The organism is Serratia sp. J2 (assembly GCF_046269175.1).
GTDB classification, from domain to species: domain Bacteria; phylum Pseudomonadota; class Gammaproteobacteria; order Enterobacterales; family Enterobacteriaceae; genus Chania; species Chania fonticola_C.
This window is the reverse complement of the sequence record NZ_JBKABN010000011.1, coordinates 29924-43000: the sequence shown is the minus strand read 5'-3', so window position 1 is coordinate 43000 and position 13077 is coordinate 29924. Positions and strand designations below refer to the sequence as shown.

At 57.5% G+C, this 13077-nt stretch carries 13 protein-coding genes; 10 read left to right on the top strand and 3 right to left on the bottom strand.

Annotation, left to right across the window (positions count from 1 at the left end):
- Positions 1-4: 4 nt before the first annotated feature.
- The 5 genes from dapF (at position 5) to uvrD (ending at position 5394) form a co-directional block, all read left to right on the top strand.
- The gene (gene dapF, locus ACKWMY_RS13210) at positions 5-829 is read left to right on the top strand and encodes a diaminopimelate epimerase (RefSeq protein WP_021181537.1); all 825 of its coding nucleotides are present in this window, start codon (positions 5-7) and stop codon (positions 827-829) included.
- Positions 826-1530: a DUF484 domain-containing protein gene (locus ACKWMY_RS13205; protein WP_024529535.1), complete on the top strand. Its 705-nt coding sequence runs from the start codon at positions 826-828 to the stop codon at positions 1528-1530. Before dapF ends, ACKWMY_RS13205 begins: the two co-directional genes overlap by 4 nt.
- Positions 1527-2438: a tyrosine recombinase XerC gene (gene xerC / locus ACKWMY_RS13200; protein ID WP_409486417.1), complete on the top strand. Its 912-nt coding sequence runs from the start codon at positions 1527-1529 to the stop codon at positions 2436-2438. The genes ACKWMY_RS13205 and xerC overlap by 4 nt, the downstream gene beginning before the upstream one ends.
- Positions 2438-3154 carry a 5-amino-6-(5-phospho-D-ribitylamino)uracil phosphatase YigB gene (gene yigB, locus ACKWMY_RS13195; protein ID WP_409486416.1) on the top strand — a complete coding sequence of 239 codons (717 nt, stop codon included), beginning with the start codon at positions 2438-2440 and terminating at the stop codon, positions 3152-3154. Before xerC ends, yigB begins: the two co-directional genes overlap by 1 nt.
- 77 nt (positions 3155-3231) lie before the next feature.
- On the top strand, positions 3232-5394 hold the full coding sequence (gene uvrD / locus ACKWMY_RS13190) for a DNA helicase II (protein WP_021181533.1): 2163 nt from the start codon (positions 3232-3234) through the stop codon (positions 5392-5394).
- Between the two features lie 194 nt (positions 5395-5588).
- Here uvrD and ACKWMY_RS13185 read toward each other — a convergent pair whose 3' ends face one another.
- A complete protein-coding gene (locus ACKWMY_RS13185; RefSeq protein WP_024529537.1) occupies positions 5589-6062 on the bottom strand; it encodes a WbuC family cupin fold metalloprotein in 474 nt (157 codons plus the stop codon).
- A 190-nt stretch (positions 6063-6252) separates the two neighbouring features.
- Here ACKWMY_RS13185 and ysgD point away from each other — a divergent pair, with 190 nt between their 5' ends.
- From ysgD to ACKWMY_RS13170, 3 genes are all read left to right on the top strand, one after another.
- Complete coding sequence (gene ysgD / locus ACKWMY_RS13180; protein WP_367651464.1) at positions 6253-6342, top strand: YsgD/CorL family protein; 90 nt, start codon at positions 6253-6255, stop codon at positions 6340-6342.
- Between the two features lie 167 nt (positions 6343-6509).
- Positions 6510-7460, top strand: coding sequence for a magnesium/cobalt transporter CorA (corA, locus tag ACKWMY_RS13175; protein ID WP_024529538.1), 951 nt, complete (start codon positions 6510-6512; stop codon positions 7458-7460).
- Positions 7461-7592: 132 nt separating this feature from the next.
- On the top strand, positions 7593-8654 hold the full coding sequence (locus ACKWMY_RS13170; RefSeq protein WP_074030106.1) for an AbrB family transcriptional regulator: 1062 nt from the start codon (positions 7593-7595) through the stop codon (positions 8652-8654).
- Here ACKWMY_RS13170 and rarD read toward each other — a convergent pair.
- Together rarD and ACKWMY_RS13160 are read right to left on the bottom strand one after the other, a co-directional pair.
- Entirely contained in the window at positions 8646-9533 is an 888-nt protein-coding gene (gene rarD / locus ACKWMY_RS13165) for an EamA family transporter RarD (protein ID WP_021807769.1), read from the bottom strand. The two genes, ACKWMY_RS13170 and rarD, sit on opposite strands and share 9 nt — an antisense overlap.
- A 92-nt stretch (positions 9534-9625) precedes the next feature.
- On the bottom strand, positions 9626-10096 hold the full coding sequence (locus tag ACKWMY_RS13160) for a thioesterase family protein (RefSeq protein ID WP_074030108.1): 471 nt from the start codon (positions 10094-10096) through the stop codon (positions 9626-9628).
- 202 nt (positions 10097-10298) lie between these two features.
- Here ACKWMY_RS13160 and pldA point away from each other — a divergent pair, with 202 nt between their 5' ends.
- Positions 10299-11177, top strand: a complete 879-nt coding sequence (pldA, locus tag ACKWMY_RS13155; protein ID WP_024529541.1) for a phospholipase A — start codon at positions 10299-10301, stop codon at positions 11175-11177.
- A gap of 60 nt (positions 11178-11237) precedes the next feature.
- Complete coding sequence (recQ, locus tag ACKWMY_RS13150) at positions 11238-13070, top strand: ATP-dependent DNA helicase RecQ (RefSeq protein WP_024529542.1); 1833 nt, start codon at positions 11238-11240, stop codon at positions 13068-13070.
- Positions 13071-13077: the final 7 nt, after the last annotated feature.

The following is a 13077-nucleotide window of genomic DNA, read 5'->3' as shown; positions in this document are numbered from 1 at the left end:
TGATATGCAGTTCTCCAAAATGCACGGTTTAGGCAACGACTTTATGGTGGTCGATGCGGTTACACAGAACGTCTACTTTTCACCTGAGCTGATCCGCCGTCTGGCCGACCGGCATCTGGGCGTGGGTTTTGACCAGATGCTGGTGGTAGAACCGCCGTACGATCCTGAACTCGATTTCCATTACCGCATTTTCAATGCTGACGGCAGTGAAGTGGCCCAGTGCGGTAACGGCGCCCGCTGCTTTGCCCGCTTTGTGCGCTTGAAAGGCTTGACCAACAAGCGTGATATCCGCGTCAGCACCCAGACCGGGCGCATGATCCTGAGCGTCACCGATGATGACCTGGTGTGCGTCAATATGGGCGAGCCGAATTTCGATCCGCAGATTGTGCCGTTTCGCGCCACCAAAGCGGAAAAGACCTACATTATGCGCGCGGCGGAACATACAGTGCTGTGCGGCGTAGTCTCAATGGGTAACCCACACTGTGTGTTGCAGGTGGACGACGTGAAAACTGCCAAGGTGGAGCTGTTGGGACCGGTGCTGGAAGGACACGATCGCTTCCCGGAACGTGCCAACATCGGCTTTATGCAGGTGGTGAGCCGTGAGCACATCAAACTGCGGGTTTATGAGCGTGGTGCCGGTGAAACTCAGGCCTGTGGCAGTGGTGCCTGTGCCGCCGTGGCGGTGGGCATTCAGCAAGAGCTGCTGGCGGAAGAGGTGCATGTCGAACTGCCCGGCGGTAGCCTGCATATCCGCTGGAAAGGGCCAGGAGAGCCGTTATTTATGACCGGCCCGGCCACCCATGTTTATGACGGATTTATTCACTTATGAAGCAGGTTGACGATCGGATAGCCACGGGCGTTGAGCTTGATGATGACTCGGTGATGCAATTTCTGATGCAGAATCCGGACTTCTTTATGCGCAATGCGCGGCTGGTTGAACAGATGCGAGTGCCTCACCCGGTGCGGGGCACGGTATCGTTGGTGGAGTGGCATCTGGCGCGCCAGCGCAACCAAATCACCCAGTTGGAAGAAGAGATCACCTTGCTGATGGAGCAGGCCAGCGCTAACGAATCGCTGTTTGGCAGCCTGCTGCATCTACAGGCCGACCTGGCCACCGCCAGCAGCCTGCAGGATATGCTCAACCGCTTACAGCGTTGGGCGCGCGGGTTTGGGTTGGCGGGGGCGAATATCCGCCTGTTTGCCGATCGCTGGAATATTGGCGCACCGTCGGACTTCACCCATCTTGGCCTGGCGCGCTCGGCGTTTGAGCCGCTGCGAATTCAACGCCTGGGGGATCGCTATCACTACCTCGGCAACCTTAATGGCCCCGAACTGCTGCTGCTCTTGCCGCAGGCCAAACAGGTTGGCTCCGTGGCGCTGTCGTTGTTGGGGGAGCAGGGCGATCTCGGCATGGTGATCTTCAGCAGCCGCGATACTCAACATTATCAACAGGGGATGGGCACCGTGATGCTCGGCCAACTGGCGCGTATGTTGCCAAAACTGTTGGAACGCTGGATAGAACGCGCATGACCAGCGTAGCGGCCAACCTGCAACCGCCGGTGGACGCTTTCCTGCGTTATTTAAAGGTGGAGCGGCAACTCAGCCCACTGACTCAGATCAGCTATTCGCGCCAGCTGCAGGCATTGATCGCCATGGCAGGCGAACTGGGCATCAGTGAATGGCCGATGCTGGATGCCGCCAGAGTGCGTCAGTTGGCAGCCCGGAGTAAGCGCGCCGGGTTACAGTCTTCCAGCCTGGCGCTGCGCCTTTCTGCATTACGCAGTTTTCTGGACTGGCTGGTCGGCCAGGGCGTGATAAGCGCCAACCCTGCCAAAGGCATCCGCACACCGCGCAGTGGCCGTCATTTGCCGAAGAATATCGACGTCGATGAAATGAACCAGCTGCTGAACATCGATCTTAACGATCCGCTGGCAGTTCGCGATCGCGCAATGCTGGAAGTGATGTACGGGGCCGGGCTGCGTCTGGCCGAACTGGTGGGGCTGAATTGCCGCCATGTCGATCTGGGCGGCGGTGAAATCTGGGTGCTGGGGAAAGGCAGCAAAGAACGTAAATTGCCGATAGGCCGTACGGCGGTCACCTGGCTGGAACACTGGCTGGCGCTGCGCGATCTGTTCGCGCCGCAGGATGATGCCATGTTCCTCTCCAATCAGGGCAAGCGCATCTCGGCGCGCAACGTACAGAAACGTTTTGCCGAGTGGGGCGTCAAGCAGGGCGTCAACAGCCATATCCATCCGCACAAACTGCGTCACTCCTTTGCCACCCATATGCTGGAATCGAGCGGCGATCTGCGCGCGGTGCAGGAGTTGCTGGGGCACGCCAACCTGACCACCACGCAAATTTATACCCACCTCGACTTTCAACATCTGGCGAACGTGTACGATGCCGCGCATCCACGCGCCAAACGAGGGAAATCCTGATGCACTTTTACCGTCCGTTACGCTCGCTGGCCGCGCTGACTTTCGATCTGGACGATACGCTGTATGACAACCGTCCGGTGATCAAGCAGACCGAGCATGAGTCGGTGGCCTTTTTGCAGAACTACCATCCGGGATTGAGCCACTTCCAGTCGGCGGACTTCCACCGTTTGCGGCAGGAACTGCGTGAACAGGATCCGGAGATTTACCACGACGTTACCCAATGGCGCTGGCGGGCGGTCCACCTGGCGTTGAGCCGTCAGGGGCTGCGCGATGCTGAAGCGTCCATCGGTGCGGATGCCGCCATGCAGAACTTTGCCCTGTGGCGTAGCCGGATCGATGTGCCGGAAGCCACTCACGCTACCTTGCGGGCGCTGGGGCAACGTTATCCGCTGGTGGCGATCACCAATGGCAATGCCGATCCGGCCCAGTGCGGCTTGGAGCAATACTTCCAGTTTGTCCTGCGCTCCGGGCCAGATGGCCGCGCCAAGCCGTATCAGGATATGTATCAACTGGCGGTCGAAAGGTTGGGCGTGGCGCCGGAACAAATCCTGCACGTCGGGGATGACCTGACCACCGACGTTGCCGGGGCGCTGCGTTCGGGCTTGCAGGCCTGCTGGATCAACGACCGTCAGCGCAGCCTGATGCAGGTGGCTGACAGCCGTCTGCTACCACATATTGAGATTTCGCAGTTGGCATCGCTGACAGCATTGTTATAATCCCAGCAGAACTCTGTATAAATTCCCAGTGGAAAGTGCGTGGAAGCGGGCTTTCCCTTTACCAATCAATGGTGCCTATGGACGTTTCCGACCTGCTCGACAGCATGAATGATAAACAACGTGAAGCCGTGGCTGCGCCACGCAGCAACCTGTTGGTGCTGGCCGGTGCAGGCAGCGGCAAGACCCGGGTGCTGGTGCATCGCATTGCCTGGCTACTGGCGGTGGAGAACTGCTCGCCGTACTCCATCATGGCGGTGACTTTCACCAACAAGGCGGCGGCAGAGATGCGCCACCGTATCGAACACCTGATTGGCACCAGCCAGGGCGGCATGTGGATCGGCACCTTCCACGGCTTGGCACACCGCCTGCTGCGCGCTCATCATATGGACGCCAACCTGCCGCAGGACTTCCAGATCCTGGATAGTGAAGATCAGCTGCGCCTGCTGAAACGCATCGTGCGTGCGCTGAACATTGACGAGAAGCAATGGCCGCCGCGCCAGGCGATGTGGTACATCAACGGCAAGAAAGATGATGGCCTGCGCCCGCAGCATATCGAAAGCTACGGTAACCCGGTGGAAGCCACCTGGCTGCGGATCTATCAGGCTTATCAAGAGGCTTGCGATCGTGCAGGGCTGGTCGATTTTGCCGAATTGCTGTTGCGCGCCCATGAGCTGTGGCTGAACAAGCCGCATATCCTCAATCATTATCGTGAGCGCTTCACCAATATCCTGGTGGACGAATTCCAGGACACCAACCGCATCCAGTACGCCTGGATCCACATGCTGGCCGGGGGTAAGGCCAACGTGATGATCGTGGGGGATGATGACCAGTCGATCTACGGCTGGCGTGGTGCGCAGGTGGAAAACATCCAGCGTTTCCTGAAAGATTTTCCCGGTGCGGAAACGGTGCGTCTGGAGCAGAACTACCGCTCGACCAGCACCATCCTGAAGGCTGCCAACACCCTGATCGCCAATAACGACGGGCGCATGGGCAAAAACCTGTGGACTGAAGGGGCCGAAGGCGAGCCGATATCGATTTACTGTGCGTTCAACGAGCTGGATGAAGCCCGCTTTGTGGTTAACCGCATCAAGGCCTGGCAGGACAACGGCGGCGCGCTGAACGACTGTGCCATCCTGTATCGCAGCAACGCCCAATCGCGCGTGCTGGAAGAGGCCTTGCTGCAAACCGCCATGCCATACCGCATTTACGGCGGCATGCGCTTCTTCGAACGTCAGGAGATCAAGGATGCCCTGGCCTATCTGCGACTGATCGCCAACCGTAACGACGATGCGGCCTTTGAGCGCGTTGTGAATACCCCAACGCGCGGCATTGGCGATCGTACCCTCGACGTAGTGCGCCAGGCGGCACGAGACCGCCAACTGACGCTGTGGCAGGCTACGCGTGCGCTGCTGCAAGATAAGGTGCTGGCGGGCCGTGCAGCGTCCTCCCTGCAGCGTTTTCTGGAGCTGGTGGACTCACTGGCTCACGAAACCGCCGAAATGCCGTTGCATGTGCAAACCGATCGGGTGATCCGCGATTCCGGGCTGTTTATCATGTATGAGCAGGAAAAGGGTGAGAAGGGCCAGGCGCGTATCGAAAACCTTGAGGAACTGGTCACGGCTACGCGCCAATACAGCTACCAGGATGAAGATCAGGATCTGATGCCGTTGCAGGCCTTCCTGTCCCATGCCGCACTGGAAGCGGGGGAGGGACAGGCAGATGCCTATCAGGACGCGGTACAGCTGATGACCCTGCACTCGGCAAAAGGGCTGGAGTTCCGCCAGGTGTTTATCGTCGGCATGGAAGAGGGTATGTTCCCAAGCCAGATGTCGCTGGACGAAGGTGGCCGCCTGGAAGAGGAACGCCGTCTGGCCTATGTTGGCCTGACCCGTGCGATGCAAAAATTGACGCTGACCTATGCGGAAACCCGCCGCCTGTATGGCAAAGAGGTGTATCACCGACCATCACGCTTTATCGGTGAGATCCCGGAAGACTGTGTGGAGGAGGTGCGCCTGCGGGCCAGCGTCTCCCGCTCGGTGAGCCACCGCCGGATGGGGACGCCGATCAGTGAAAACGACACTGGTTACAAGCTTGGACAGCGCGTGCGCCATGCCAAGTTTGGCGAAGGCACCATCGTCAACCTGGAAGGCAGCGGTGAACACAGCCGGTTGCAGATCGCGTTTCAGGGTGAAGGCATCAAGTGGCTGGTAGCAGCTTACGCCAAGCTGGAAACGGTGTAACATCCCCTCACCCCAACCCTCTCCCACAGGGAGAGGGAGCTAAAGTCCCTGCTCTGTTGGAAGCAAGAAGATAATCTCAGCAAAAATTGAGTTTATCTTCTCCTAAGGTGAGTCAACAGAAGTCCATGATGTATCACCGTTTTTTCAGGCCAACTCGATCTGCCCCCTGTGGGAGAAGGTGAGGGGGCAATAATTTAGTGAGCGAAACGGTCACCCACCTTTGCAGTGGCATACCAGCGCATCACCGCTTCGATCCCCTCGCCACCTTCCGGTGGAGCCCAACTCATACAGTCGTCTTCACCGAGCGCCTGATAAGGGCCCTGCTTCACTTCAAACACCACGCCACCTGGATCGACAGATAGCACGGCATGCCAGGTAAACGCCGGCATCTCCAGCACCTTGGTTTCTTCACCCAGCAGGGTGCGTTGGGTGACCACGCCTTCGTCATTGAACTGCAACACTACGAAACGGCCACGTAGTGGGGTGAGTAACTCCCAGGTCTGCGGGTGGCGGTGCGGGCGAATATAGGTGCCAGGCTCCATGGCGATCGCCAGGCGTTGCACCGGATCGCTCAACTCTTCATGCAAGGTACGGTGGGCACGCAGGCGTGGCAGTGTGGCAGCCTGTTCGCTCATGGTCGTCAAATCGTGGGCGGTAATCTGTTTCATGTCGTCAATCCGCAATATTTCTGTGTGCTAATCTTAGCAAGATTCCTGGCCGCGGTCAGAGATCGCGACCAGGTTTTCCATCAGGCATGAGCAAGGTTGCAGGTGTGTTACAAACCGGCCGCGAGCGTGATGAATTGTTGCGCGATTATCCGCCCTAACCGGTTGACAGGCTTTTTCTTCTCGGCGTAACATGCGCGCACGAATCTCAATGAGGACACACGCCTTGGACACACCCAGTAGATACTGGCTCACAGACCTGGACACCAGGTACAACTTCTAAGGCTATCCCATTGCGCTGATACCCTTCGTGGTTGTCGGCGACCCTCCCCAGCGTCGCTCCGAGTCAGATCTCTTCATGGTCTGGAACGAGCCGGTATTGCATACTTTCCTCGCTTTCTGTGCTTCAATGCGTTGTCTACCCCCGTTACCATTAGGGAGCTTTGGCACATGCTAAGCGCTTTTAAATTAGATAACAGCCGCTTATCCCGTCTGGAGTTGGATGACTCAGAGGATCTGACCTCGTCGCTGTGGGTTGACCTGGTCGAGCCGGAGGAGGGCGAACGCGAGCGCGTGCAAAGTGAGTTGGGCCAAAGCCTGGCGACACGCCCCGAACTGGATGATATCGAAGCCTCGGCCCGTTTCTTCGAAGACGATGACGGCCTGCATATCCACTCCTTTTTCTACTACGAAGACGCCGAAGATCACGCGGGCAACTCTACCGTGGCATTCACTATCCGCGATGGCCGTCTGTATACCCTGCGTGAACGCGAACTGCCTGCTTTCCGGCTTTACCGGATGCGCGCGCGCAATTTACGAATGGTGGATGGCAACGCCTACGAACTGCTGCTGGATCTGTTTGAAACTAAAATTGAACAGCTGGCCGACGAGATCGAAAACGTCTACAGCGATCTGGAAAAGCTCAGCCGGGTCATTATGGAAGGGCACCAGGGCGACGAATATGATGAAGCGCTGTCCACGCTGGCCGAGCTGGAAGATATCGGCTGGAAGGTGCGCCTGTGTCTGATGGATACCCAACGCGCGCTGAATTTCCTGGTGCGCAAGGCGCGTTTGCCAACCAGCCAACTGGAACAGGCGCGGGAAGTGCTGCGCGATATCGAATCCCTGCTGCCGCATAACGAATCGCTGTTCCAGAAGGTCAACTTCCTGATGCAGGCGGCGATGGGCTTTATCAACATTGAACAGAACCGCATCATCAAGATCTTCTCGGTGGTATCGGTGGTGTTCCTGCCACCGACGCTGGTGGCCTCAAGCTATGGGATGAACTTTGAGTTTATGCCCGAGCTACGTTGGTCGTTTGGCTACCCTGGGGCGATTGCGCTGATGATCGTGGCGGGATTGGCACCTTATCTCTATTTCAAACGCAAGAACTGGCTTTAAATCCGGCTTTCGTTCGCTTCGGGTGGTGGTCTACACCACCGCCCCATTTTATCTTCAATGATCCCCTCTTTCGCCCGTTAAACCGGGGTAGAATATCCCCATTGCTTATCGGCTCGTAAGGCATGCGTCTTAATGGAGAAGTTCCCGCGCGTCATTCAATGGCTGATCCTGCTGCTGGCTTCGCTGGTGTTGGGATTTGGTCTACAGGCCTTTCACGTTCCTGCTGCCTTGCTGCTGGGGCCGATGATTGTCGGCGTCGCGATGGGGCTGCTCGGCGCTTCGGTGCGCATCCCTGGTCCCTTCTTTATTGCGGCACAAGCGATCTTGGGCTGCATGATTGCCCAAAGCCTTTCGCCCAATATTCTTACCCCCTTGTTGGATGACTGGCCGCTGGTGTTGCTGGTGCTGATAGCGACGCTGTTGGCGAGCGGTGTTTCCGGCTGGTGCCTGGTGCGTTTCAGTGGTCTGCCCGGCCCTACCGGTGCCTGGGGATCTTCCCCTGGCGGCGCATCGGCGATGGTAGCGATGGCGGGAGATTTCGGCGCAGATGTGCGGCTGGTGGCGTTTATGCAGTATCTGCGCGTGCTGTTTGTCGCGACGGCAGCAGCGGTCGTGGCGCGTATCGGCCTGGGAGATGAAGCTGGGCATGGGAGCGCCGCTCTGGAGTGGTTCCCCGCCCTCGACTGGCGCTTTGCCGGTACTTTGGCCGTGGCCGTTATCGGCTCCTGGTTAGGACCGCGCCTGCGCATTCCTTCCGGTGCGCTGATGTTGCCAATGATCGCGGGGGCAGCATTACATTCTACCGGCACCATGGCGTTACAGGTGCCCGAATGGCTGCTGGCGCTGGCCTACACGCTGATTGGCTGGAGCGTCGGGCTGCGTTTTACCCGGGCCATCTTCCTGCTGGCGTTGCGCACCTTGCCGCAGATGGTGGTATCGATTGTCGCGCTGATGCTGTTTTGCGGTGGGCTGGGGTGGATGTTGACCCAGTTCCTGCCGGTCGATCTGCTGACGGCCTATCTGGCCACCAGCCCAGGTGGATTGGACACCGTGGCGATCATCGCCGCAGGCAGCCGGGTTGATATGACCTTTGTGATGGCGATGCAGACGCTGCGGCTGTTTACTATTTTGCTGACCGGCCCGGCGATGGCCAGATTCATCTCTAACCACGCCCAGCCAGTGCAATCAACGTAGCTTTCGTTGCTGGTATAAGGCATCCAACAGGAACAACACCAACGCCGCCCAGATGAAGCCAAAGGTCACCAGCTTATCCTGGCCGATGGTCTCACCGTAGAAGGTGACCGCCAGCAGGAACATCAGCGTTGGCCCCAGATATTGGAAGAACCCGAGCGTTGACAGGCGCAGGCGAGTGGCCGCTGCGGTAAAGAACAGCAGTGGAACGGTGGTAACCACCCCGGCGGCAACCAGCAGTAAATTCAGCGACCAGGGGTTGGCGCTCAGATGGCTGGTCGGGCTGTCGGCAATCAGGAATAGGTAGATGGCGGCCACCGGTAGCAGCCACAGGGTTTCGATCAGCATGCCGGTTTGTGCATCAATGGCAATCTTCTTGCGCAGCAGGCCGTAGAAGGCAAAGCTGAAGGCCAGGCCAAGCCCGATGATCGGCAGCGAACCAAACTGCCACAGCTGCACCAAGACTCCGGTAAAGGCCAAGGCTACGGCCACCCACTGCATACGGCGGAAACGCTCACCCAGGAACAGCATCCCCAGCAGCACGTTCACCAGTGGATTGATGAAATAGCCCAGACTGGCCTCCAGCATATGGTGGTTATTCACCGCCCAGATAAACAGCAGCCAGTTCCCTCCCACCAACAGCGCGGTGACGGCCAACAGCAGTAGCCGCTTGCGGTTTTTACAGGCGGCCCGCACCTGCGGCCAGTTGCGGCCCAATGACACCAGCCCCAGCATAAAGAAGAAGGACCAGATCACCCGGTGGGTGAGGATCTCATCGGCAGGGACTTGTTGGATCAGCTTGAAATAGGCGGGGGCGATACCCCAAATAAAATAGGCGGCCAGAGCAAAGAAAATGCCCTGCCGGGTCTGTTGAGCGTCCATGACGATTACCGGGTGGGAAAAGGAGATACGGTGATTTTACTGAAGATAACCGGCTGTGTCTTACAATTGTGTGGCACAACCGGTTGGCACCCCTAGCCTACCAGGTAGGTGGCGGTGGCGCTGGCGATGTGTAAGCCATCGTGGTTGTGCAGCTCGACGCGGGCTACTGCCACTTTATTGCCACTGCGCAGTACGCTGGCGGACGCGACAAAATGCTCACCACGGCCTGGGCGAAGATAGTCGACGCGCAGATCGATTGTTCCCATGCGCGATAAACGTGACGCCAGCTCTTCTTCGATCAGCGGATCCTGACGCATCAGCACGCTGCCTACGCACGCTAGCCCGGCGGCAACATCCAGTACGGAAGCGATCACGCCGCCATGCAGGATTTTCTGGGCGGCATTGCCCACCAGCTTAGGCTGGTTGGTAAAGCTCAATTCAACGAAGTCGTCCTCAAAGCGGCGTAGCTCCAGTCCCAATTCACGGTTAAACGGCATGTGATAGACGAAGATTTCGCCTATCTTCTGGCGGGCGGCCTCGAGGGTCAAAGTTGTGTGTGACATAGTTCCTTTCTTCATTTGAGTTTTGCCAGCCGATGTACTGGTCAGTCCAGGTTAATGACTTGTGGATTTTATGCTTATCTTTTGTTGCTTTCCAGAGCCACCAGATAAATGTATTCACTAGTGCGGTAAATCCTGCAATGTGTGTAAAATGACCTGCTTTTATTTCTGGGTTTTTCCTTATCTTTCGAGAGTGAACTAAATTATGCGCGTTCTGTCTGGGATTGTGATGGCGATGCTGTTTACGCCAGTAGTGGTGCAGGCCAATGAGGCCACTGAGCAAAAGAATCTGAATAAACCGGCAGTTCGTGGCAGCATCATCGGCAACATGCTGCAAAACTACGATAACCCGTTCACACTCTATCCGTATGAAACCAACTACCTGCTTTACACCGATACCAGCGATCTGAACAAAGAAGCGATCAAGTCCTACAACTGGGCGGAGAACGCGCGCAAAGATGAGGTGAAGTTCCAGCTTAGTCTGGCATTCCCGATCTGGCGTGGCATTGCCGGGGAAAACTCGGTTTTGGGGGCATCTTACACCCAACGTTCCTGGTGGCAGTTTTCTAACCACGACGAATCCTCACCGTTCCGTGAAACCAACTACGAACCGCAAATTTTTGTCGGCTGGGCCACGGCGTATAAGTTTGCCGGCTGGACGCTGCGTGATATCGAAGTGGGTTTGAACCATGAATCCAACGGCCGTGAAGATCCTACCTCGCGTAGCTGGAACCGTGGCTATGCGCGTCTGATGGCGCAGAACGGCGACTGGCAGGTCGAGGTCAAACCCTGGTTCCGCTTCTCGGAAAGCGATAGCAACGACGATAACCCGGATATCACCAAGTACATGGGCTATTACCGCCTGACGGTGGGCTATGCCTTGGGGGAAAGCGTGTTCAGTGCCGAAGGCCAATACAACTGGAATAGCGGGTATGGCGGCGCGCAGTTGGGCTGGAGCTACCCAATTACCAGCCATGTGCGTTTTTATACCCAGGTGTTCAGCGGCTACGGTGAATCGATGATTGATTACAACTTCAAGCAGACACGGCTGGGTGTTGGTGTCATGCTTAACGATATTATGTAATTTGCCGTCCAGATAGCGGTGCCCAGATTGGCGCCGCCGTAAAGAAAAATGGGGAAGTGTGTGTCAACCGCAGCAGTGATAAACAGAGAGTTGCTGGCAGAGCAGGTATTACGCGATACCTTCGGCTACCAGCAGTTCCGTCCGGGCCAACAAACGATTATCAACGCAATTATCGGCGGCCAGGATTGCCTGGTGGTGATGCCGACCGGCGGAGGTAAATCGCTGTGCTATCAAATCCCGGCGCTGGTGATGGATGGACTGACGCTGGTGGTATCCCCACTGATTTCGTTGATGAAAGATCAGGTCGATCAGCTCTTGGCCTATGGTGTTTCCGCCGCCTGCTATAACTCGACGCAAACGCGGGAGCAGCAGTTGGAGGTAATGGCGGGTTGCCGCAGCGGCCAGATCAAAATGCTGTATATCGCCCCCGAACGGCTGATGATGGACAGCTTCCTCGAACTGTTGGATCACTGTCCGCCGGTGATGCTGGCGGTGGATGAGGCGCACTGTATTTCCCAGTGGGGCCATGACTTCCGCCCGGAATACCGTGCGCTGGGCCAACTGAAGCAACGCTTCCCGACCATGCCGGTAGTGGCATTGACGGCCACCGCTGATGAAGCCACGCGGGGGGATATCGTTCGCCTGTTGGCGCTAGACGATCCGCTGATCCAGATCAGCAGCTTCGATCGCCCAAATATCCGCTACACGCTGGTGGAGAAGTTCAAACCGCTCGATCAACTTTGGCGCTTCGTGCAGGACCAGCGCGGTAAAAGCGGCATTATTTACTGCAACAGCCGCGCCAAGGTGGAAGACACCACCGCACGTTTGCAAAGCCGTGGGTTGAGCGTTGGGGCTTATCACGCCGGGCTGGACAACGAACGCCGCTCCCAAGTGCAGGAAGCCTTCCAGCGTGATGACTTGCAGGTGGTGGTCGCCACCGTGGCCTTCGGCATGGGCATCAACAAACCCAACGTGCGTTTTGTGGTGCACTTCGATATTCCGCGCAACATCGAGTCCTATTATCAGGAGACTGGTCGTGCAGGGCGTGATGGCCTGCCAGCGGAAGCGATCTTGCTGTATGACCCGGCGGATATGGCCTGGTTACGCCGTTGCCTGGAAGAAAAACCGGCGGGGCAGCAGTTGGATATCGAACGTCATAAGCTCAACGCCATGGGGGCATTTGCCGAAGCACAAACCTGCCGCCGTCTGGTGCTGCTGAACTACTTCGGTGAAGGCAAACAGCAGGCCTGTGGCAACTGCGATATCTGCCTTGACCCGCCCAAGCGTTATGACGGCCTGGAGGATGCCCGCAAGGCACTGTCGGCGATTGGTCGCGTTGGGCAACGTTTCGGCATTGGCTATGTGGTGGAGGTGCTACGCGGCTCCAATAACCAGCGTATCCGGGAGTTTGGTCACGAAAAGCTGCCGGTGTACGGCATTGGCCGCGATCAGACCACCGAACACTGGACCAGCGTGCTGCGCCAACTGATCCATCTGGGCTTTATCACCCAGAACATTGCGATGCATTCGGCGCTGCAACTGACCGAGGCCGCGCGCCCGGTGCTGCGTGGTGAAGTAGTGCTACAACTGGCGGTGCCGCGTATTCAAAGCTTCAAGGTACGCAGCAGCGCCAACCAGAAATCCTACGGCGGCAATTACGATCGCAAGCTGTTTGCCAAACTGCGCAAGCTGCGTAAATCGATTGCCGACGAAGAGAACATCCCCCCGTACGTGGTGTTCAACGACGCAACGCTGCTTGAGATGGCCGAACAGATGCCGATCAGGGCCAGCGAGCTGTTGAGCGTCAACGGCGTGGGGCAGCGTAAGCTGGAACGTTTTGGTGCGCCATTTATGGCGATGATCCGCGCTCACCTCGACGGTGACGACGAATAAGGATAAT